Here is a 20,297-nt window from a genome sequence, read left to right on the forward strand (position 1 = left end):
TTTCCTCAGGTCGTGCTTGCGGTACGGCGCTGGACCAGCACGGCGGCGACGATGATCGCGCCCTTGGCGATCTGCTGGACGTCGCTCTGCAGGTTGTTCAGGGCGAAGATGTTGGTGATCGTGGTGAAGATCAGGACGCCGAGCACGGAGCCGGTGATGGTGCCGCGGCCGCCGCTGAGGAGGGTGCCGCCGATGATCGCGGCGGCGATGGCGTCGAGTTCGTAGAGGTTGCCGTTGGTGTTCTGACCGGAGCCGGACAGGATGATCAGCAGGAAGGCGGCGATGCCGCAGCACAGCCCGGACAGCAGATAGAGGTAGAGCCGCTGGCGGCGGACGTCGATGCCGGCCAGCCGGGCGGCCTCCGCGTTGCCGCCGACGGCCACCGTGCGGCGGCCGAAGGTGGTGCGGTTCAGCACCAGCCAGCCGACGACGGTGACGGCGGCGAAGACGAGGACGAGCGGCGGTATACCGAATACATACGCGTCGCGTTCGCCGAGATCCAGTATCCCGTCGACCGTGACGATCTGCGTCTTGCCGTCGGTGATCTGCAGGGCGAGGCCGCGCGCGGAGGCCAGCATGGCGAGGGTGGCGATGAACGGGACCATCCCGCCGTAGGCGATCAGCAGTCCGTTGACCAGTCCGCAGCCGACGCCGACGAGCACCGCGGTGAACAGGATCCCACCGAAGCCGTACTCCTGGGTGGCGACCGTGGTCGCCCACACCGAGGCGAGGGCGACGATCGCGCCGACGGACAGGTCGATGCCGCCGGAGGTGATCACGAAGGTCATGCCGACGGTGACGACGCCGATCACCGAGGCCTGGGTGAGGACGAGTTGCAGGTTGCGGGTGTCCAGGAACTCGTCGGGCTTGGTGATGCCGCCGATGACGACCAGTGCGGCCAGCACCCCCAGCAGGGAGAGGGTGCGCACGTCGGCGCGGAACACGAGGGTGCGCCAGGCGGGGCGGGGGACGGCCGGCGGCGCCTTGTCGGTGGCGCCCCGCGGCGGGGAGACGGGCTGCGTCATGACGCCGGGCTTCCTTCCATCACGAGGTCGAGTACGCGGTGTTCGTCGAGTTCGGCGGCGGGCGCGGTGTGGACGACCCGGCCCTCGCGCAGCACCAGGACACGGTCGGCCAGGCCCAGCACCTCGGGGACCTCGCTGGAGACGAGGAGGACCGCGAGGCCTTCGTCCGCCAGTCGACGGACGACCGCATACAGTTCGGCGCGGGCGCCGACGTCGACACCACGCGTGGGTTCGTCGAGCAGCAGCACCCGGCAGCCGCGCAGCAGCCAGCGCGCCAGGACGGCCTTCTGCTGGTTTCCGCCGGAGAGGGTGCGGACCGGTACGGCGGGGTTGTCGGGGCGGAGCGACAGCTCGCGGGTCGCGGCGCGGGCCGCGGCGAGCTCGGCGCCCCGGTCGATCCAGCCGATCCGGGAGAAGCGGGACAGGGAGGAGACCGAGACGTTGCGCGTGACGGACTCCAGCATCAGCAGGGCCTGTGCCTTGCGTTCCTCGGGGGCGAGGCCGAGGCCGGCGCGGACGGCGGCTCGTACACTGCCGACTTTCAACGGTCGACCGTCGACCAGCACCTGACCGGATACCGGCTTCCGTGCACCGTATACAGTCTCCAGTATTTCGGATCGCCCGGAGCCGACCAGCCCGGCCAGCCCCACGATCTCCCCCGCGTGCACGGTCAGATCCAGCGGCGCGAACTCCCCCTCCCGCGCCAGCCCCCGCACCTCCAGCACGGGCCGTCCCGGCTCCCGCGCCGCGGGCCGCTCCGGGAAGACGTACTCCACGTTCCGGCCCGTCATCAGCGCCACGACGTCACGCGTCGGAGTCGTCTTCGCGGGCAGTCCGCCCGCCACCGCCCGCCCGTCCTTGAGGACGGTCACCCGGTCGCCGATGCGGCGGATCTCCTCCAGCCGGTGCGAGATGTAGACCACCGCCACGCCGTCCGCGGTCAGATCGCCGACGATCCGGAACAGGTTGTCCACCTCGTCCGGGTCGAGCGCGGCGGACGGCTCGTCCATCACGATCAGCCGTACGTCGTGGGAGAGCGCCCGCGCCATGGACACGATCTGCTGCTGCGCCGCCGACAACTCCCCCACCAGCCGCGCCGGGTCGATCTCCGGGTGTCCGAGCCGCCTCAGGAGCGCGGCGGTCGAGGCTCGCGCCGTTCCGCGCCGTACGACGAACCCGGCGGTCGTGGGTTCGTGGCCGAGGTGGACGTTCTCGGCCACCGACAGGTGTTCCACCAGGTCGAGTTCCTGGTAGATGGTGGCGATGCCGAGCCGCATGGCGGCGATCGGCGAGCGCAGGGTGACGGGTTCGCCGCGCCAGCGGATGGTGCCGCCGTCGGGCTGGTGGGCGCCGGCGAGGACCTTGATGAGGGTGGACTTGCCCGCCCCGTTCTGGCCGAGCAGGCAGTGCACTTCACCGGCTTGGACGTCGAGGTCGACGCCGTCCAGGGCCCGGACTCCGGGGAACGACTTGGTGATGCCGGACATGCTGAGCAGCGGTGGTTCTGGTGCCATGTGGGTTCCCCTCGGCGGGCGTGCGGGCCGGTGTCAGGGCGGTTCCGTCAGCGGAACAAACGTTTTTCTGGCAGGGCGGAGCGGCGGTGCGGGTACTGGGGTTCGGTACTCGGGGGGGGCGTACGGACGTGACAGAGGTGCGTACTGCTGAGGCTGAGCCGTTCGGTGACGCTTACGCGGGTGAGAACAGGTGGTCGCTGATGAGGCGGGCCGCGCCGATGACACCGGCGGTGGGGCCCAACTCCCCCAGCACGATGGGCAGGTTGCCGGTCGCGAGCGGGAGCGACTGGCGGTAGACCTGGGTGCGGATCGCGGCGAGCAGGGTGTGGCCGAGGCCGGTCACCCCGCCGCCGATCACCACCAGACCGGGGTTGAAGAAGCTGACCAGGCCGGCGATGACCTGCCCGGTGCGGGTGCCGCCCTCGCGGATCAGGTCGAGGCTGACGGGGTCGCCCGCGGCGGCCGCGGCGGCGACGTCCACGGCGGTGAGGGCGCCGTTCGCCTCCAGCCGCGTGGCCAGTTCGGCCGACCGGCCCTGCTGGGCGGCCTCCAGCGCGTCGCGGGCGAGGGCGGCGCCGCTGAAGTGGGCCTCCAGGCAGCCCCGGTTGCCGCAGGCGCACGGGCGGCCGTCGGGCACGGCCTGGATGTGGCCGATGTCGCCGGCGCTGCCCGTCGTACCGCGGTGTACCTCCCCGCCTGCGACGATGCCGCAGCCGATGCCGGTGCCGATCTTGACGCAGAGGAAGTCGCCGACGGAGCGGGCGACCCCGGCGTGCTGCTCCCCCATGGCCATCAGGTTCACGTCGTTGTCGACCATGACGGGGCAGCCGAGTTCCTGGCTCAGCGCCTCCCGGACCGGGAAGCCGTCCCAGCCCGGCATGATCGGGGGCGCCACGGGGACACCCTCGGGGAAGCGGACCGGACCGGGGACGCCGATGCCCGCGCCGTCGAAGCCCTCGGCGAGTCCGGAGGCCCGCAGCTTGGCGGCCATGGCCAGGACTTGCTCGAAGACCGCGACCGGTCCCTCGCGCACCTCCATGGGCTGGGTGATGTGTCCCAGGATCTCCAGTTCGGCGTTGGTGACGGCGACGTCGACGGAGGTGGCGCCGATGTCGACGCCGAGGAAGCGCAGGCCGGGGGCGAGGCGGATGTTGTGGGAGCGGCGGCCGCCACGCGAGGCGGCGAGTCCGTCGGCCACGACCAGGCCCGTCTCCAGCAGCCGGTCCACCTCCACGGCCAGCTTGGACCGCGACAGGTCGACCTGGTCGCCCAGCTGGGCCCGGGAGTTGGGCCCGCCGTCGCGCAGCAGCTTGAGGAGCCTGGCCTGATGGGCGTTCGCGGGTCGCGCTGTCATGCGTCTCACGTGCCCCTCCCCGCCTCGTTTCGGCCATCGCTGTCGGGCTTTCGAGGGGAACGTAGCAGTGGCTGCCACAGCTGGGAAGAAGTCTCGCAGGAATTGCCCACTACTTTTTCCACTCACAGGACAAAGGCGTGCCGGGGGCCGGTGCTGGTGCCGGCGCCGCGGGCACGGCGGGCCGCCAGGAACAGGGCGACCGCCAGGGACAAGGCCGGCCCGCCAGGGGCACCGCGACCGTCAGGGACACGGCCGGCCCGTCAGGAACACGGCGGCTCGTAGGGCAGTTGCGGGACGTACGTCTCCCAGAGGCCGCGTGTCAGCAGGTTCCCGGTCGTCCGGCACACGTGGTCGGCGGCGGCCCGCGCGGAGAGCGGCAGGACGTGCACGGTGGCCTCTCCGGCGCCGATGTAGAGGAACCGCCCGTCCGGGGAGAACGTCACGTCGTTCACGTAGCCGACGACGCCGGTCACCGGCAGGCCGTGGGCCCGCGCGCGCCCCTGTTCGTCGACGTCCCACAGCCGCAGGGTTCCGTCGAAGCTGCCGCTGACCAGCGTCCGTCCGTCCGGGCTGAAGGCCAGTGTGTAGACGGTGTCCTTGTGCACGCCGGTGAGGGGCGCGGCCGTCGGTGCGGGGTGGGTGCGGTCGGTGAGGTTCCACAGGCGGATAGCGCCGTCGTTGCCGGAGGCTGCGAGGGTACGGCCGTCCGGGCTGAAGACGATGGTGTTGACGGGGTCCGCGCCGGCACGCAGGGGCGCGCCGAGAGGTCTCGGCCGCGCGGGTTCGGTGATGTCCCACAGATGGACGGTGCCGTTGTGCGCCGCGGCGGCGAGGGTACGGCCGTCCGGGCTGACGGCCAGGCGGTTGAGCCGGTCGGCGGCGGAGGGGTCCAGCGGTGCCCCGAGTGGGGCCGGGCGGGCCGGGTCGGAGACGTCCCACAGCGCGACCGTGCCGTCGGCGTTGGCCCCCGCGAGGGTCCGCCCGTCCGGGGTGAACTCGACGGCCAGGAAGTTCTCGGCCGGGTTGCGGAGCGCTCCGCCCAGGGGCTTGGGCCTGGCCGGTACGGTCACGTCCCACAACTGGATGCCGGGGCCGGCAGCGACGGCCAGTGTCCGTCCGCGGGGGCTGAAGGCGACCCAGTTGACGTACGGGGTGCGGCCGCGGATCGACGCGCCCAGCGGGCGGGGACGTGTGGGGTCCCCGACGTCCCAGAGCCGGACGGAGTTGTCCTCGGAGCCCGAGGCGAGCAGCCTTCCGTCCGGGCTGACGTCCACCGTGTCGACGTAACTCGTGTGCCCCCTCAGGACGGTGCGCGGGATGGTCCACAGCCGGACGGTGCGGTCGGCCCCGGCGCTGGCCAGCATGGTGCCGTCCGGGTCGAAGGCCAGGCCCAGTACGTGGCCGGTGTGACCGGTCAGGGCCTGGGTGAGGTCCCCGACGTTGTCCGGGGCCATCACGTTCTCCAGCCGGATGGTGTTGTCGTCCCCGCCGTACGCCATGAGCCGGCCGCGGTCGGAGAAGGCCACGGCGTTGACGACGTTGTTGGCGGCCGGGCCCTCCAGCGTCTTCGGTTCGGAGGGGTCCGTGACGTCCCACAGGTGGGCGGTCTGGTCGCTGCCGGCCGCGGTGAGGGTGCGGCCGTCCGGGCTGAAGGCGACCGCTTGGGCGGTGCCGGGGTTCCCGGCCTTGAACGGGATGCCGGGCGTCCGTCCGGCGGCGGACGGACGGCGCGGGTCCGCCACCTTCCACAGCCGCACCGTCGCCTCGCTCCCGCCGGACGCCAGCAGCTCGCCGTCCGGGCTGAAGGCCAGCCCCCGCACCTCGCCCGCGGAGGCCCGCAACGGCTCGGCGAGAGGCCGTGGGCGCTGCCCTGCGCCACCGGTGTCCCACAGGTGGACGCGGCCGCCGTGCCCCGCGGTGGCCAGGACGCGTCCGTCCGGACTGAAGGCCAGCGCCCGCTGGGCGCCGGCGCCGGCCCGCACGGGCGCGTCGAGGGCGGCCGGCCGGCGCGGGTCGCGGACGTCCCACATGTGTACGGTGCCGTCGTCGCCGGTGGCGGCCAGCAGGTGTCCCCGCGGGCTGAAGGCGAGCGCCCGTACCGCGCCCCGGGGCCCGTGCAGCGGGGGGCCGAGCGGCGCCGGAGGGCCCGCGCCCGCGCGAGCCGTGTTCCACAGCCGGATCGTGCCGTCTCCGCCGGCGCTGGCCAGCGTGTGCCCGTCCGGACTGAAGTCCACGGCGTTCACCCGGTCCGTGTGGCCGCGCAGCACGGTGGCCAGCGGAACGTTCCGGGCGCCGAGCAGCCGGGTCTCCGTCGACGCGGCCGGTGACATCCGGTGCGCCACCAGGTCCAGCTGGGCGGCCAGCGAGGCGTCGTTCAGGCGCACCAGGTCGGCCTGTGCCCGTGTCTCGCCGAGTATCGCGGTGTTGCGTTCCCGCTGTGCCGTGTCGCGCTGGTGGAGGGCGAGGGCGGCGGAGACGGCGGCGAGCACGGCCAGCGCCGTCAGCCCGGCGACGACTGCCCGGCGGATCCGGCGTGCGCGGTGCCGCTGCCGCAGCGAGGCGGCCAGGAACGCGGACACGGCCGGACCGCACTCGCCCGTGTCCTTGTCGTCGGCCAGGGCGCGGGCCTCGTCCAGCCGGTGGCCGCGGTACAGCAACGCCGGGTCGCGGTCGGCCTCCTGCCACGCGCAGGTGGCGTCCTCCAGCCGCTGGCGGGCCATGTACCGGGCGCGATGGGCGTCGATCCACTGCCGCAGGCGCGGCCAGGCCCGCAGCAGCGCCTCGTGGGTGATGGTGACGGTTTCCTGCTCCCGGGTCAGCAGCCGTCCCCGGGTGAACGTCTCGACGACCTCGGCGGTCTCGTCGGCGGGCGCGCCGAGGTCCAGCAGTTCGGCGTACCGCGCCGGGCGGCGGGTGTCATGGGTGCCGTCACCGAACTTGACGAGACGGAGGAACACGGACCGCGCCGTCCGTCGCGCCCTCGGGTCCAGACGGTCGAAGCAACGGTCCGCTTCGGCCGTCACGCTGTGCGCGATGCCGCCGGTGGACTCGTAGCCGTCCACGGTGAGGACGTGGCCCGACCGGCACAGCCAGGTGGCCCGCAGCGCGTGGGCGAGCAGCGGAAGCCTGCCGATCTCGTAGGCGCCGCTGTCGGCGTCGGCGCTGGCACCGGCGTCGGCGTCTTCCGTGCCCAGGTCGCGCAACAGGACCTGTACGAGGCCCGGTTCGACGTCCATGCCGACCGCGCGGGCGGGATGGAGGATCGCCTCGCGCACGCCGGTCCGGGACAGCGGTCCCACGATCACCTGGTTGCGTTCCACCGCGTCGAGGAGGCCCGGGTGGGTGGCGCAGTGTGTGTAGAAGTCCGAGCGCAGGCCGAACACGACCAGTCCGACGGGCGGTTCGCCCGCGGGGCCCGGCTCGGCCAGGCGCAGGACCGCGTCGAGGAAGCGCCGCCGCTCCCGCTCGTCGGCGCACAGCGTGAACAGTTCCTCCAACTGGTCCACGACCAGCACGAGCCGGCGTTCCGCGCCGGTGTCGCCGCCGGCCGCCGTGAGCGCGCGGCGCAGGACGGCCGGATGCCACACCGGCCCCCGCGCGCCGTCGCCGGCCACTCCGCGACTGCCGTACGCCGCCTCCGCCAGGCGGGCTCCGAGCGCCGCCATCGGATGCGCGGTCGGGGTCAGCCACAGACGGCACCAGTGCGCCGAGCCCGGCAGGGCGCCCCGGGCGAGCTCGGGCAGGAGTCCCGCCCTGAGCAGCGACGACTTGCCGGCTCCGGAAGGCGCGACGACGACCAGCGCGCCGCCCACCGCGAGGCAGGCGTCCAGCCGGACCAGCAGCTTCGCGATCAGCGCGTCCCGGCCGAAGAACCACTGGGCCTGGCCCGCGTCGAACGGGGCCAGCCCCGGATAGGGGCACACCTGGGACAGGTCGGCGGTGTGGTGGCGGTGGGCGGCGCGCACCCCGTCCTCGAAGTGCAGGTGCAGGTCCCGCTCCGACAGGTACAGATCCCGGCGCGCCTGATAGATCCTGGCCCGGTCCGCCGCATGGGCCTCCAGCCGGATCTCCGCTCCGTCCGGGGGCTGCCCGTCGGCGGAGGTCATGGCCCGTGGATGTTCTGGTCACGCCCGGCCTGGTACACCCTGCCGTGTCCGGACGCCCTGGCACGGAACTCGTGTGACGCGGTGCGCGTGCCGTCCTCCCGGCCCGTCAGCAGCGGGGTGACCTTCTCGTCGATCAGCCGCCGCAGCTCGTCCTCGAGCGCGGGGTCGTCCCGCAGCAGCGCGGTCAGGCGGCCCTCCCACGCCGCGACGAGCTCCGTCTCCGCGTCCTCGTCCCGTTCCCGGCGGGCGGTCAGCGCGCGGTCGCGGGACTCCACGAACGCGGCGTCCACCAGGTCCGCCTGCCGCGGACGTATACGCCGCCACCAGGCGACGAGAACGGCTCGCGCCTGCTGCCATGCGTCCGTGACCATCGCTCCGACCAACGCCGTGGCCGCCGACGTTACGATCGCGTCCATCACCGTCAACCCCGATATGCGCTGCCTACTTACTAATGTACCCATTTGCGACGCTACGGGGTCGTTGCAGCCGTTGCGGCCTTCAGTTGTTGAAGCTCGAAAGTCCAGAAGACCGGACAAGTTGAAGCCTGAAAGACCGGACAAGTGGACATCTGGGGGCACTTGATCCCGGGCAGCGCCTAGGGTGTGACGCACCGGCCCGCCGATGAGGCCGGACATCGCTTCGATGCCGTCCGCTCGGACACGAGCGAGTCCGAGCGGCACCGGGAGAGGACACTTTCGTGATCTTAGTGACGGGCGCCACGGGGAACGTCGGCGCCGAGCTGGTCCAGGCACTGGCCGAGGCCGGGGAGCCGGTGCGGGCGCTGAGCCGGGCCGGCCGGGCGGACGGGCTGCCGCCGGGAGCGCAGGCCGTGGCCGGCGACCTGAACCGGCCGGAGACGGTGCGGCCCGCCCTGGACGGAGTACGCGCCCTTTTCCTGATGCCCGGCTACGAGGGGCAGCGGCAGGTCCTCGAGGACGCGCGGGCCGCCGGGGTCGAGCGGGTGGTGCTGCTGTCCGGCGGGTCGGCCGGGGCCGACGACATGGACAACGCGATCGTCGCCTATCTGACCGAAGCCGAGGAGTCGGTGCGCGCCTCGGGGCTGCCCTGGACGTTCCTGCGCCCGACGAGCTTCATGTCGAACGCGCTGCGCCTGCTGGACCAGATCCGCGCGGGCGACACGGTCCGGGTGCCGTTCCCGGACGTGTACACCACCGACATCGACCCGTACGACATCGCCCAGTGCGCGCTGCACGCCCTGCTCACCGACAAGTACGCGGGCCGCGTCCTCGAACTCACCGGACCTGTCGCGCTGTTGCCCGCCGACCGGGTGCGCGTCCTCGGCGAGGTGCTGGGCCGGGACCTGCGCGCCGTCGGCCTCGGGAACGAGGAGGCGCGGGCCGAGATGGAGGCGCAGATGCCGAAGCCTTACGTCGACGCGTTCTTCAGCTTCTTCGTCGACGGCACCATCGACGAGTCGGTGGTGCTGCCGACGGTGCGGGAGGTCACGGGGCGGGAGCCCCGCACGTTCGAGCAGTGGGCGCGCGCGCACGCGGACGCCTTCCGAGGGGCCGGCTCCTGAGGTCCCTCCCTCGGGTTCCTCGCTGAAGTCCGCTGGTCCTCAGTCCTGTTGGCGGGCGTGCGCGTGGTACGACATGCGGGTGTGTTCCGTGTGCTCCCGCATCAGGCGGGCGGCCTCCTGCTCGTCCCGGTCGGCGATCGCGGCGATCAGTTCCCGGTGCTCGGCCCAGGACTGCCCGCCCCTCAGCTTGGCGACCGGCGTGTAGTACCAGCGCACCCGGCGGTCGACCTGCGCGGCGAGTTCGGCGAGGACCGCGTTTCCGGCCAGCTCCATGATCTTGGCGTGGAAGCGGGCGTTGAGGGCCACGGCGGCGTCCACGTCGTCGGAGGCGACGGCCAGCAGCCCCTTGGCGACGATCTCGTCGAGGGCGTCGATGCCGTCGCTGGTCGCGTTCCGGGCCGCGAGCCGGGCGGCCTCGGCCTCCAGGAGCGTACGGACGGTCAGCAGGTGGTCGGCCTCTTCCTCGGTGGGGACGTGCACGAACGCGCCCTGCGCGGGGCGGAGGTCGACCCAGCCCTCGGTGTTCAGCCGCTGCAGCGCCTCGCGCACCGGCTGACGGGAGACGCCGAGGTGGCCGGCGAGTTCGCTCTCCACCAGGTGCTGGCCGGGCTGGAGGGCGCGGGTGGTGATGAGTTCGAGCAGCGCCTCGTACACCCGCTCGCGCAGCGGACCCGGACGTTCCAGCCTGGGCACCGCTCCCTGTGGCAGTCCTGTCGACAACATCGTCGGTCCCCCTCCTCGGCAGGGCCCTGCGCAGCGGCCGTAAAGACACCGGAAAGCCTGCGGAAAGACAGTATCAATTGTCTACCGTCTACAGTCTACGGTGCACAAAGGCCAGCAGACCGGGGAGTTGGCCCCGTCACACCCCCCGCCTCTCCCCGAAGTCTCGCCCTACGAGCGTGGCGTCACGGACACCGGACGACCTGGCCGGCATACGACAGGTTGCCGCCGAACCCGAACAGCAGCACCGGATCCCCGCTCGTCACGGCGCCCTGCTCGACCAGCTTGGAGAACGCGAGGGGGATGCTGGCCGCCGAGGTGTTGCCCGATTCGGTGACATCGCGCGCGATCACCGCGTTGACGGCGCCGATGCGTACGGCGAGGGGGTCGATGATGCGCAGGTTGGCCTGGTGCAGCACGACCGCGGCCAGGTCCTCGGGGGCGAGCCCGGCGCGCTCGCAGGCGGCGCGGGCGAGCGGCGGCAGCTGGGTGGTGGCCCAGCGATAGACGCTCTGCCCCTCCTGGGCGAACCGCGCGGGCGTGCCCTCGATGCGGACGGCGTGCCCCATCTCCGGCACCGACCCCCACAGCACCGGCCCGATCCCGGGCTCCTCGCCCGGGGCGCAGGCCTCCACGACGGCGGCCCCCGCCCCGTCGCCGACGAGCACGCAGGTGGTGCGGTCGGTCCAGTCGGTGACGTCGGACATCTTGTCGGCGCCGATGACCAGGGCCCGGGTCGCCGCTCCGGCGCGCACGGTGTGGTCGGCGGTAGCCAGGGCATGGGTGAAGCCGGCACACACCACGTTGACGTCCATCGCGGCGGGCTGCGGGATGCCCAGCCGGGCGGCGACGCGGGCGGCCATGTTCGGGGAACGGTCGACGGCCGTCGAGGTGGCGACGAGCACCAGGTCGATGTCAGCGGGGGTGAGTCCGGCCGCCGCGAGCGCCTTGGCGGCGGCGTGCGCGGCCAGCTCGTCGACGGGCTCGTCGGGACCGGCGATGTGCCGCGTCCGGATGCCTACCCGGGACCTGATCCACTCGTCACTGGTGTCGACCATGCCCGCGAGGTCCTCGTTGGTGAGGACCCTGGCGGGCTGGTAGTGGCCGACGGCGGTGATGCGTGAGCCGTTCATGGATGGTGTTCCCCCTCGTGCCTCGGGTAGCGGGGTTCACCAGTCTGATCAGTGACTCACGGGTAGGGCGGCAGGTGAAGCCACAGGAATCCGGCACCCGGATTGTCGGCTTCCATCAGACCCTCGGACGCCCGAGCACTCACCCGGTGAACAGCTGGGTCACCTTTTGTACGAGTTCGTACAGTCCGTAGGCGAGCGGCACACCGACCCACAGCCAGGCCAGGGCGATCAGCCACCGCCGGTCAGGCGGACTCTGGCTGCTGTCGTCGGACATCGGCGGCCTCCCTCGGCGCGGGGACATGATGACGCGGATGGACGGGGCGGACGAACTCGTTCGCGAGGAAGCCGACGACGAGCAGCCCGATCATGATGCCGAACGACAGCCCGTACAACGACGCGCCCTGCCGGCCCGCCTCCTCCTGGCGGTCGGCGATCCAGTTGACGATCAGCGGGCCGAGCACCCGGCGGTCGACCAGGCGGTGAGCAGCCGGCCGTGGATCGCGCCGACCTGGTAGGTGCCGAACAGGTCCTTCAGATAGGCGGGGATCGTCGCGAAGCCGCCGCCGTAGAAGGAGAGGACGACCAGCGCGCAGAGGACGAACAGCGGCTTCGAGGAGTCGCCGAGGAGGGCGATGAGGAGGTACATCAGCGCGCCGACACCGAGGTAGACGCGGTAGATGTTCTTGCGGCCGATCAGGTCGGAGGTGGTCGACCAGCCGATCCGGCCCGCCATGTTGGCCGCCGACAGCAGCGCGACGAAGCCGGCCGCGGCGGTCGCCGAGACCGGGGCGGAGGTGTCGGCGAAGAAGTCGGTGATCATCGGGGCGGCCTTCTCCAGGATGCCGATGCCCGCGGTGACGTTCATACAGAGCACGATCCACAGGCACCAGAACTGGGGAGTGCGGACCGCGTCGCGGGCGGAGACGCGGATGGCTTCGGGGGGTGCGGTCGAGTGGGGGGCTGGGTCCGGGTGCGGGTGCCGCTCCGGATCCGGGTGCGGGCGGGGGCCCGGGTCCGTGGCGACCGGTTGCCCCGCCGGATTGCCGGTGGCGCGCGGTACCCGTACGAGCAGCACGCCCAGCAGCATGAATACCGCATACGAAAGACCGTGGACGAGAAACGCGAGCGCGATCCCGGAGCTGTCGGCGCCGAACGCCTCGAGCATCCGCGCCGACCAGGGTGAGGCGATCAGCGCGCCGCCGCCGAAGCCCATGATGGCGATGCCGGTGGCCATGCCGGGGCGGTCCGGGAACCACTTGATCAGCGTGGAGACGGGCGAGATGTACCCGACGCCGAGCCCGATACCGCCGACGAAGCCGTAGCCGAGGACGATCAGCCAGTACTGCTCGGTGGCCGCGCCGAGCGCGGAGAGCAGGAAGCCGGACGAGAAGCACACCAGCGCGACGGTCATCGCCCAGCGCGGACCGTTGCGCTCCACCAGCGTGCCGCCGAACGCGGCCGACAGGCCGAGCATCACGATGCCGAGCTGGAAGGGCAGCGCGCTCTGTGTGCCGCTGAGGCCGAGCGCGGATTCCAGGGGCGGTTTGAACACGCTCCAGGCGTAGGCCTGGCCGATGGACAGGTGGACGGAGAGCGCGGCCGGCGGGACGAGCCAGCGGCTCCATCCCGGGGGTGCGAGCGGGGGACTCATGAGCCCGAACGGTAGGGAGGGGCACGGGAGTTGGAAAGTCGCGGCGTCGACCGTATGCGATGAACGGTATGCAGGATGCGGTGAACGGTCGACCGACCGGTTTCACGTTGCCGCGCTACCCCTTGCTGACCAACTCTCCATACTGTAGACAATATTTCGTCGACAGCATGCTTGGGACCGTCGACGCGAACCACCTCCGCGGTACTCCCTCGACCGAACGGAGCGTTCCCGAAGTGAAAGTCGCAGTTCTCGGCACCGGCGCGATCGGCGCCTATGTCGGTGCCGCGCTTAACCGGGCCGGCGCCGAGGTGCATCTCGTCGCCCGTGGACCGCATCTGGCGGCCATGAGGCGGAACGGGGTGCGCGTTCTCAGTCCGCGCGGCGATTTCACCGCGCACCCCCACACCACCGGCGACCCCGCCGAAATCGGCCCGGTCGACTTCGTTTTCCTGGGCCTGAAGGCCAACGCGTACGCGGCGTGCGGGCCACTGATCGAGCCGCTGCTGCACGACACCACGGCGGTGGTCGCCGCGCAGAACGGCATCCCCTGGTGGTACTTCCACCGCCACGGCGGTCCCTACACGGCCACCGCGTGGAGAGCGTCGACCCGGGTCGCGGCACGGTCAGTGCGGTGCTCGCGCCCGAACGGGCCGTCGGCTGCGTGGTCTACGCCGCCACCGAACTCGAAGCTCCGTGCGCCGTAGGCCACTTGGAAGGCACCCGGTTCTCCGTCGGCGAGCCCGACCGCAACGTGTCGGCGCGCTGTCTCGCCTTCAGCGAGGCCGGGTCATCGAGATCACGATGACCGAGACGCTGGCCGTCGCCGAGGCGCTGGGCTGCGAGGTAGGGGTGTCCATCGAACGCCGGCTGGCCGGCGCCGAACGGGTCGGCGACCACCGCACCTCCACGCTCCAGGATCTGGAGCGCGGGAAACCGCTCGAGCTCGACGTGCTGCTCGCCGCGGTCGTCGAGCTGGCGGAGATCACCGGCGTGGAGGTGCCCACGCTGCGCACCGTGCACGCCATCTCGGACCTGCTCGCGTCGAGGAGCGCCGCATGAGGAAACGCGAACCGAGGACGTACACCCGGCTGACGCATCCGCTGGTGCGGGACTCGCGTGACGAGCCGTTCCGCCGGGCGACCTGGGAGGAGGCCCTGGACCGAGCGGCCGAGGGGTTGCGGGCGGCGCGCGGCGCGTTCGGGATGTTCTCCTGCGCCGGGGCGACAACGAGATGAACTACGTGGCGCAGAAGTTCGCCCGCCTGGTGATGGGTACGAACAACGTCGACTCCTGCAACCGGACATGTCACGCGCCGAGCGTGGCGGGGTTGAGCGCGGTGTTCGGGTCGGGCGGCGGGACGTCGTCGTACGTCGCACGCCTACGCCCGCGCCGAGCGCGCCCAGCTGTGCTGGACCTCGGCATCACCGAGCACCACAACGGCACCGACAACGTCCGCGCCTGATCAACCTGGCCCTGCTGACCGGCCACGTGGGCCGCTACGGCTCCGGACTCCAGCCGCTGCGCGGCCAGAACAATGTGCAGGGCGGCGGCGACATGGGCGCCATCCCCAACCTGCTGCCCGGCTTCCAGGACATCCTCGACCCGGCCTGGGACACCGTCATCCAGCCGCACGACGGACTGAACCTGACCGAGATGTTCGAGGCGATGGAGGAGGGCACCCTCAGGCCGTCTACTGCGTCGGCGAGTCCCCGCGCAGTCGGAGGCGGACAGCGAGCAGGCCGTACGACGACTCCCGGCCCTGGATTTCCTGGTCATGCAGGACATCTTCCTCACCAGGACGGCCGAGCTGGCGCACGTGGTCCTGCCCGCCACGGCCGGCTGGGCGGAGACCGACGGCACGACGACGCGACCCTGGGCGACCTGCTGCGGCTCGCCGAAGTGTGGGACGGGTTGCGCGCGGTGTTGCTGGGCGGCGCGGCAGGCGGTTTCCTCCGCGCCGAGGAACTGGACATCCCGCTCACCTTCGAAGGGACCCGGGAAGCGGGCACGACCCTCGTCTCCGGGGTCGTCATGGCCTTCGACGACACCGTGCCGCTGCCCCGGCTGCTGCTGCGCATCGCGGTGGAGCACGACGCGCCGCTGACCGATTCGGCGTGTGCGTATTGCGGCAATTGCATCGAGGTGTGCCCGACCGGCGCGCTGTCGTTCAAGTCGGAGTTCGACATGCGAGCGGCGGGCACACGGGATGAATCAGCACAGACCACTACGACGACGGTATGCGCGTACTGCGGAGTGGGCTGCAACCTCACCCTCCACGTGCGGGACAATGAGATCGTGAAGGTCACCTCCCCGCACGACAACCCGGTGACCCACGGCAACCTCTGCATCAAGGGCCGATTCGGCTACCAGCACGTACAGAACCGGGGCTGATCAGGACATGGGACGAGTCACGGAACGACGCAAGGTGATCCGCATCCGCGACGGGGCGGTCTCGTCCCGCCCGGACACGCTCGTCGCCGAGGAGCCCATGGAGATCCGACTGAACGGCAAGCCGCTGGCGATCACGATGCGGACGCCGGGCGACGACTTCGCGCTGGCCGCCGGCTTTCTGGTGAGCGAGGGTGTGCTGGCGACTGCATACGATCTGCAGAACATCGTGTACTGCGCGGGGGCGACCGTCGACGGTTCCAACACCTACAACGTCGTCGACGTGAAGACGGCCCCCGGCGTGTCCGTCCCCGACATCACTCTCGAACGCAACGTGTACACGACCTCGTCCTGCGGGCTCTGCGGGAAGGCGAGCCTCGACGCGGTCCGTACGACGGCCCGCTGGCCGATCGCCGACACTCCCCCGCTGCGGATCACCCCGGAACTGCTGGTGAGCCTCCCCGACCGGCTGCGCGCGGCCCAGCGTGTCTTCGACCGCACCGGCGGTCTGCACGCGGCGGCCCTGTTCGACGAGCACGGCGAGCTCCTTGACATACGGGAGGACGTGGGCCGGCACAACGCGGTCGACAAGCTGGTCGGCCGCGCCCTGCAGAACGGCGACCTGCCCCTGTCCCGCACGATCCTCCTCGTCTCGGGCCGGGCCTCCTTCGAGCTGGCGCAGAAGGCGGTCATGGCGGGCATCCCGGTGCTGGCGGCGGTCTCCGCGCCGTCCTCGCTCGCCGTCGACCTGGCGGCGGAGACGGGGCTGACTCTGGTCGGCTTCCTGCGGGGCGGTTCGATGAACGTGTACGCGGGCGAACACCGGCTCGCCCTGCGGGCCGCGGCCGCCCAGGGCTGACCGGCTCGCCGCGACACGGCGGTGGGGCCCCGACCGGCGCGAAGCGCCCCCTGCCCCGCAGGGGCCCCGCCTCAGTCCGCCGTACACCGCATACCGCATACGGCATACCGCATACGCGCATTGTTGACACGGCATCAGGTTCTCGCTGGGCGGCATCGGCGGTTTCCAGCCGCAGATCCGGGTCTACGCCGAGCCAGCGCACGACCGGCTGCTCGGCCTGATCACCGTGCGGGAGGGGCCCAGGACCGTCCGTACGGCCATGGTGGACGCGGCCGGCGCCCGCGCCGACGGCCGTTGGCACCATGTGGTGCCGCGGCGTGGCGGAGGACGGTTGAGCCTGGTCGTCGACGGTACGGCGACGACCACGGCCGACGTATCCGGCTCGCTCAGCCGCGACTCCCCTTTCGGCGTGCACATCGGGCAGCGGATGGACAGCAGGGCGTTCTTCACCGGCGCGATCGACGAGGTCCAGGTGTGGAACCGGGCGCTGAGCGACGCGGAGGTGCGCGCGCTGGGGGCGCCGTGCGAGGGCACGGCGCTGTGGCTGCCCATGGACCGGGGGAGCGCCGCCCGCTAACGTCCCGGGGGTGCCCGATGATGGACGCGACGGAGACGGCATACAGGATCCGGGAGATCGGCGACGCGACGCGCGAGCACGGCGCCGGACGGCGATCCGCGTCGGCTTGGGCCTGCTGCTGGTGTCGACACTCATCGCCATAGTGCTGACCGTCGTACGGGATACGGACGGCCGTCGACAAAAAAGCGCCGACTGTATACCGCATACCGTCGCTTCCTGGTCGACCGCCACCCGCCTCACCACCGAGTTCACCCGCTACGGCAACGACGGCACCCGCACCGACGACTGGACCGGCGGCGACGGCACCCACTCCCTCCGCCTCCCCGACGGCCGTCTCCTCTGGCTGTTCTCCGACACCTACCTCGGCCCCGTCCACGCCCCGCCCAATCCTGCCGGTGAGCCGCACCCCTGGCGTGACGCCACCGCACCCATGGTCCGCAACTCCGGGGTCGTGATGACCGAGGGCGGCCGGCTGGCCGCCACCCTGCCCGCCCCGCTCTTCCCCGACCCGGCGCCGCAGCAGTGGAGGTGGCCGGTCGCCGCCCGGGTCGAGCCTCGCTCGCCCGGCTCCGCCGAGCAGGTGGTGCGGGTGCTGCTGTGGACCCGGGCGGCCGGCCAGGCACCGTGGATCTACGGGGTGCCGCTGGCCACCGAGGTCGCCACACTGTCGCTGCCGGACTTCCGGGTCGAGAGCATCGTGCAAGTCCTGAGTCAGCAGACGGTCGCCGATCCGTCCCGTCGGGTGCTGTTCGGGACGACGCTGGTCGAGCGGGACGGCTGGAGTTATGTGTTCGGCGGGAACGACGGGCAGGCGGCCTCCCGGCCGACCTCCTCGGCGTTCGTGGCGAGGGTGCCGGAGGGCGCCCTCGCCGACCCGGCCGCCTGGCAGTACTGGACGGGCTCGGCATGGGCCGCCGGCGCACGGCCCGGCGCGGTCCTCGGGGACGAGCGGCACACCGGGGTGGGCAGCGCGTTCTCGGTCGTACGGCGGGGCGGCACGTACGTGCTCTTCACCATGGCGGCAGGCGCCGAAGGCCTGTCCACGGTGTCGTCGTACTGGGCGTGCTCGCCCACCGGACCCTGGCACGGCCCGGCGCGCGCCTTCACCGCGCCGCTGCCGCCGGGCGAGGTGGCCGCGTACAACCCACAGGCCCATCCGGAGCTGGGCGGGGACGGGCGGCTCGTCCTCAGCTACGACGTCAACTGGCTGCGCACCACGGACGCGTCCGCGCACCTCAGCGGGAACGTGGGCCTGTACCGGCCGCGGTTCGTGACCCTGCGTCTGCGGACGGCCCGCTGACCTGCTCCTCCGCACCGTCGTCCGCGCCCTCCTCCGCGCCCGCCTCCCCTTCCTCGGGGTCGTGGGAGCGGCGTTTGGCGATCACCGCGCAGACCATGAGCTGCATCTGGTGGAAGAGCATCAGCGGCAGCACCGCCAGCGCGGCGTGCGCGCCGAACAGGACGCTCGCCATGGGCAGGCCGGAGGCGAGGGACTTCTTCGACCCGGCGAACTGGATGGTGATCCGGTCCGCCCGGCCGAAGCCGAGCGCCTTGGCGCCGTACCAGGTCAGCGCGAGCATCACGGCCAGCAGTACGGCCTCCACGCCGAGCAGCCCGGCGAGCCGGGCGGGGCTGACCTGGTGCCAGATGCCCTGGACCATGCCCTCGCTGAACGCGGTGTAGACGACGAGAAGGATTGAGCCGCGGTCGACGTACCCGAGGATCTTCTTGTGGCGGGCGACGAAGCCGCCGATCCAGGGGCGCAGCACCTGTCCCGCGAGGAACGGCACGAGCAGCTGGAGGACGATCTTCAGCAGCGAGTCGGCCGAGAAGCCGCCGGTGCCGCCGCCGAGCAGGGATGCGGCGAGCAGCGGGGTGACGAGGATGCCGGCGAGCGAGGAGAAGGATCCGGCGCAGATCGCCGCGGGCACGTTGCCGCGGGCGATCGAGGTGAAGGCGATGGAGGACTGGATCGTCGACGGGACCAGGGTGAGGAACAGCAGGCCCTGCCACAGGGAGTGGGTCAGGACGACCGGCACGAGGCCGCGGGCGGCCAGTCCGAGCAGCGGGAAGACGGCGAAGGTGCAGGCCAGGACGGTGATGTGGAGCCGCCAGTGCCTGAGTCCGTCGAGTGCCTCGCGGGTGGACAGGCGGGCGCCGTAGAGGAAGAAGAGGAAGGCGATGGCGGCGGTGGAGGCGCCGGAGACCACGTCAGCGGCCGTGCCGCGGGCGGGCAGCAGGGCCGCGAGGCCCACGGTCCCGAGCAGCAGCAGGATGTACGGGTCGATCGGTGGCCGACTCGGCCATCGCAGGCGTCTCACGGTGCTCCACACGGGTTGTGAACAGTCGGTACGAGAAGTCGGTACAGAGAGTCGTTACAGGAACGGTTGTACGAATCCTGCGGAGCCGTACGAGTCCTGCGGAGTCGTACGAGTCGTACGACTAGAGGGCCAGGAGGCCCCTCTCCATCGTGCTCCTCCGCCAAGCGATCGGGAATCCGGCATACCACTCTGACTGTCATCACGAATCACGATGACCGGGCTACCCTCGAACCATGTACGACCCCTCCCACCTGCGCACGTTCCTGGCGGTCGCGCAGACCCTGAGCTTCACGCAGGCCGCGCGGCGGCTGGGGCTGCGTCAGTCGACGGTCAGCCAGCATGTGCGGCGGCTGGAGGACGCCACCGCGCGGACGCTGTTCTCCCGGGACACGCACTCGGTGGAGCTGACCGAGGACGGCGAGGCGATGCTCGGTTTCGCCCGGCGCATCCTGGAGGTGCACGAGCAGGCGTCGGCGTTCTTCGCCGGCACCCGGCTGCGGGGCCGGCTCAGGTTCGGCGCGTCGGAGGACTTCGTGCTGACCCGGTTGCCGGAGATCCTGGAGGGGTTTCGGCACGACCATCCCGAGGTCGATCTGGAGCTGACGGTCGAGCTGTCGGGCACGCTGCACGAGCAGTTGGCGGCCGGGAAGCTGGACCTGGTGCTGGCCAAGCGGCGGCCGGAGGATCCGCGCGGGGAGCTGGTCTGGCACGACCGGCTGGTGTGGATCGGCGCCGACCGGCTGCGGCTCGATCCGGAGCGGCCGGTGCCGCTGATCGTCTATCCCCCGCCGGGCATCACCCGCGCGCTGGCGCTGGAGGCGCTGGAGCGGCAGGGGCGGTCCTGGCGGATCGTGTGCACGAGCGGCAGCCTGAACGGGCTGATCGCGGCGGCCCGTGCGGGGCTCGGGGTGATGGCGCACTCGCGGGGTCTGGTTCCGCCGGGGCTGGTCCGGGTGCCGGACCGGTTCGGCCTGCCGGTGCTCGGCCGGGTCGACTTCGTGCTGGTGCACGGGCGTCGTCGTACGTCCGCGGCCGGTGCGGCGGACGCGCTGGCCGCAGCGATCCTGGCGGGCGGGGACCGGCTGCACCGCCGCTGAAGAGCCGAGCCC

At 72.0% G+C, this 20,297-nt stretch carries 19 protein-coding genes and 2 pseudogenes; 10 read left to right on the top strand and 11 right to left on the bottom strand.

Annotation, left to right across the window (positions count from 1 at the left end):
- Positions 1-5 precede the first annotated feature (5 nt).
- The 5 genes from ACSU6L_RS06250 to ACSU6L_RS06270 all read right to left on the bottom strand — a co-directional run bounded on the left by ACSU6L_RS06250 (position 6) and on the right by ACSU6L_RS06270 (position 8,415).
- Positions 6-1,025: an ABC transporter permease gene (locus ACSU6L_RS06250; RefSeq protein WP_437054351.1), complete on the bottom strand. Its 1,020-nt coding sequence runs from the start codon at positions 1,023-1,025 to the stop codon at positions 6-8.
- Positions 1,022-2,539, bottom strand: a complete 1,518-nt coding sequence (locus ACSU6L_RS06255; protein WP_437054353.1) for a sugar ABC transporter ATP-binding protein — start codon at positions 2,537-2,539, stop codon at positions 1,022-1,024. Before ACSU6L_RS06255 ends, ACSU6L_RS06250 begins: the two co-directional genes overlap by 4 nt.
- 172 nt (positions 2,540-2,711) lie before the next feature.
- A complete protein-coding gene (locus tag ACSU6L_RS06260) occupies positions 2,712-3,893 on the bottom strand; it encodes an ROK family transcriptional regulator (protein ID WP_073942651.1) in 1,182 nt (393 codons plus the stop codon).
- Positions 3,894-4,153: 260 nt separating this feature from the next.
- The gene (locus ACSU6L_RS06265; RefSeq protein ID WP_437054355.1) at positions 4,154-7,999 is read right to left on the bottom strand and encodes an nSTAND1 domain-containing NTPase; all 3,846 of its coding nucleotides are present in this window, start codon (positions 7,997-7,999) and stop codon (positions 4,154-4,156) included.
- Complete coding sequence (locus ACSU6L_RS06270; RefSeq protein ID WP_437054357.1) at positions 7,996-8,415, bottom strand: hypothetical protein; 420 nt, start codon at positions 8,413-8,415, stop codon at positions 7,996-7,998. Before ACSU6L_RS06270 ends, ACSU6L_RS06265 begins: the two co-directional genes overlap by 4 nt.
- A gap of 281 nt (positions 8,416-8,696) precedes the next feature.
- Here ACSU6L_RS06270 and ACSU6L_RS06275 point away from each other — a divergent pair, with 281 nt between their 5' ends.
- A complete protein-coding gene (locus ACSU6L_RS06275; protein ID WP_437054359.1) occupies positions 8,697-9,539 on the top strand; it encodes an NAD(P)H-binding protein in 843 nt (280 codons plus the stop codon).
- 39 nt (positions 9,540-9,578) lie between these two features.
- Here the strand turns inward: ACSU6L_RS06275 and ACSU6L_RS06280 are convergent, their stop codons facing one another.
- The 5 genes from ACSU6L_RS06280 to ACSU6L_RS06300 all read right to left on the bottom strand — a co-directional run bounded on the left by ACSU6L_RS06280 (position 9,579) and on the right by ACSU6L_RS06300 (position 13,043).
- Positions 9,579-10,262 carry a GntR family transcriptional regulator gene (locus ACSU6L_RS06280; protein WP_437054361.1) on the bottom strand — a complete coding sequence of 228 codons (684 nt, stop codon included), beginning with the start codon at positions 10,260-10,262 and terminating at the stop codon, positions 9,579-9,581.
- A gap of 182 nt (positions 10,263-10,444) precedes the next feature.
- A complete protein-coding gene (locus ACSU6L_RS06285) occupies positions 10,445-11,392 on the bottom strand; it encodes a beta-ketoacyl-ACP synthase III (RefSeq protein WP_437054363.1) in 948 nt (315 codons plus the stop codon).
- Positions 11,393-11,531: 139 nt separating this feature from the next.
- A complete protein-coding gene (locus tag ACSU6L_RS06290) occupies positions 11,532-11,666 on the bottom strand; it encodes an MFS transporter small subunit (RefSeq protein ID WP_437054365.1) in 135 nt (44 codons plus the stop codon).
- Positions 11,635-11,853: a hypothetical protein gene (locus ACSU6L_RS06295; RefSeq protein ID WP_437054367.1), complete on the bottom strand. Its 219-nt coding sequence runs from the start codon at positions 11,851-11,853 to the stop codon at positions 11,635-11,637. The genes ACSU6L_RS06290 and ACSU6L_RS06295 overlap by 32 nt, the downstream gene beginning before the upstream one ends.
- The gene (locus ACSU6L_RS06300) at positions 11,838-13,043 is read right to left on the bottom strand and encodes an OFA family MFS transporter (RefSeq protein WP_437054369.1); all 1,206 of its coding nucleotides are present in this window, start codon (positions 13,041-13,043) and stop codon (positions 11,838-11,840) included. The genes ACSU6L_RS06295 and ACSU6L_RS06300 overlap by 16 nt, the downstream gene beginning before the upstream one ends.
- 233 nt (positions 13,044-13,276) lie before the next feature.
- Here ACSU6L_RS06300 and ACSU6L_RS06305 point away from each other — a divergent pair.
- From ACSU6L_RS06305 to ACSU6L_RS06340, 8 genes and pseudogenes are all read left to right on the top strand, one after another.
- Positions 13,277-14,102: pseudogene (locus ACSU6L_RS06305) on the top strand (2-dehydropantoate 2-reductase).
- On the top strand, positions 14,099-14,278 hold the full coding sequence (locus ACSU6L_RS06310) for a molybdopterin-dependent oxidoreductase (RefSeq protein ID WP_437054371.1): 180 nt from the start codon (positions 14,099-14,101) through the stop codon (positions 14,276-14,278). The pseudogene ACSU6L_RS06305 and the gene ACSU6L_RS06310 overlap by 4 nt, the downstream one beginning before the upstream one ends.
- 5 nt (positions 14,279-14,283) lie before the next feature.
- A complete protein-coding gene (locus ACSU6L_RS06315; RefSeq protein WP_437054373.1) occupies positions 14,284-14,505 on the top strand; it encodes a hypothetical protein in 222 nt (73 codons plus the stop codon).
- Between the two features lie 297 nt (positions 14,506-14,802).
- On the top strand, positions 14,803-15,147 hold the full coding sequence (locus ACSU6L_RS06320) for a hypothetical protein (protein WP_437064789.1): 345 nt from the start codon (positions 14,803-14,805) through the stop codon (positions 15,145-15,147).
- A pseudogene (locus tag ACSU6L_RS06325) lies at positions 15,117-15,434 on the top strand (4Fe-4S binding protein); the annotation flags it as partial. The gene ACSU6L_RS06320 and the pseudogene ACSU6L_RS06325, both read left to right, overlap by 31 nt.
- 7 nt (positions 15,435-15,441) lie before the next feature.
- Positions 15,442-16,290, top strand: a complete 849-nt coding sequence (fdhD, locus tag ACSU6L_RS06330; RefSeq protein ID WP_437054375.1) for a formate dehydrogenase accessory sulfurtransferase FdhD — start codon at positions 15,442-15,444, stop codon at positions 16,288-16,290.
- A 259-nt stretch (positions 16,291-16,549) separates the two neighbouring features.
- Entirely contained in the window at positions 16,550-16,867 is a 318-nt protein-coding gene (locus ACSU6L_RS06335) for a LamG domain-containing protein (protein WP_437054377.1), read from the top strand.
- Between the two features lie 121 nt (positions 16,868-16,988).
- Entirely contained in the window at positions 16,989-18,167 is a 1,179-nt protein-coding gene (locus ACSU6L_RS06340) for a DUF4185 domain-containing protein (protein ID WP_437054379.1), read from the top strand.
- On the opposite strand, the gene ACSU6L_RS06345 is transcribed toward ACSU6L_RS06340, so the two are convergent.
- Complete coding sequence (locus ACSU6L_RS06345; protein ID WP_437054381.1) at positions 18,103-19,188, bottom strand: bile acid:sodium symporter family protein; 1,086 nt, start codon at positions 19,186-19,188, stop codon at positions 18,103-18,105. The two genes, ACSU6L_RS06340 and ACSU6L_RS06345, sit on opposite strands and share 65 nt — an antisense overlap.
- Positions 19,189-19,421: 233 nt before the next feature.
- Here ACSU6L_RS06345 and ACSU6L_RS06350 point away from each other — a divergent pair, with 233 nt between their 5' ends.
- On the top strand, positions 19,422-20,285 hold the full coding sequence (locus tag ACSU6L_RS06350; protein ID WP_073942643.1) for a LysR substrate-binding domain-containing protein: 864 nt from the start codon (positions 19,422-19,424) through the stop codon (positions 20,283-20,285).
- Positions 20,286-20,297 lie beyond the last annotated feature (12 nt).

The sequence above is a fragment of the Streptomyces sp. enrichment culture genome, assembly GCF_964272855.1.
Lineage (GTDB): Bacteria > Actinomycetota > Actinomycetes > Streptomycetales > Streptomycetaceae > Streptomyces.

Excerpts from the sequence above, each read along its gene's own strand:
- ACSU6L_RS06250 (WP_437054351.1), bottom strand. The coding sequence starts at position 1,025 with ATGACGCAGCCCGTCTCCCCGCCGCGGGGCGCCACCGACAAGGCGCCG.
- ACSU6L_RS06255 (WP_437054353.1), bottom strand. The coding sequence starts at position 2,539 with ATGGCACCAGAACCACCGCTGCTCAGCATGTCCGGCATCACCAAGTCG.
- ACSU6L_RS06260 (WP_073942651.1), bottom strand. The coding sequence starts at position 3,893 with ATGACAGCGCGACCCGCGAACGCCCATCAGGCCAGGCTCCTCAAGCTG.
- ACSU6L_RS06265 (WP_437054355.1), bottom strand. The coding sequence starts at position 7,999 with ATGACCTCCGCCGACGGGCAGCCCCCGGACGGAGCGGAGATCCGGCTG.
- ACSU6L_RS06270 (WP_437054357.1), bottom strand. The coding sequence starts at position 8,415 with ATGGACGCGATCGTAACGTCGGCGGCCACGGCGTTGGTCGGAGCGATG.
- ACSU6L_RS06280 (WP_437054361.1), bottom strand. The coding sequence starts at position 10,262 with ATGTTGTCGACAGGACTGCCACAGGGAGCGGTGCCCAGGCTGGAACGT.
- ACSU6L_RS06285 (WP_437054363.1), bottom strand. The coding sequence starts at position 11,392 with ATGAACGGCTCACGCATCACCGCCGTCGGCCACTACCAGCCCGCCAGG.
- ACSU6L_RS06290 (WP_437054365.1), bottom strand. The coding sequence starts at position 11,666 with ATGTCCGACGACAGCAGCCAGAGTCCGCCTGACCGGCGGTGGCTGATC.
- ACSU6L_RS06300 (WP_437054369.1), bottom strand. The coding sequence starts at position 13,043 with ATGAGTCCCCCGCTCGCACCCCCGGGATGGAGCCGCTGGCTCGTCCCG.
- ACSU6L_RS06310 (WP_437054371.1), top strand. The coding sequence starts at position 14,099 with ATGAGGAAACGCGAACCGAGGACGTACACCCGGCTGACGCATCCGCTG.
- fdhD (WP_437054375.1), top strand. The coding sequence starts at position 15,442 with ATGGGACGAGTCACGGAACGACGCAAGGTGATCCGCATCCGCGACGGG.
- ACSU6L_RS06335 (WP_437054377.1), top strand. The coding sequence starts at position 16,550 with ATGGTGGACGCGGCCGGCGCCCGCGCCGACGGCCGTTGGCACCATGTG.
- ACSU6L_RS06350 (WP_073942643.1), top strand. The coding sequence starts at position 19,422 with ATGTACGACCCCTCCCACCTGCGCACGTTCCTGGCGGTCGCGCAGACC.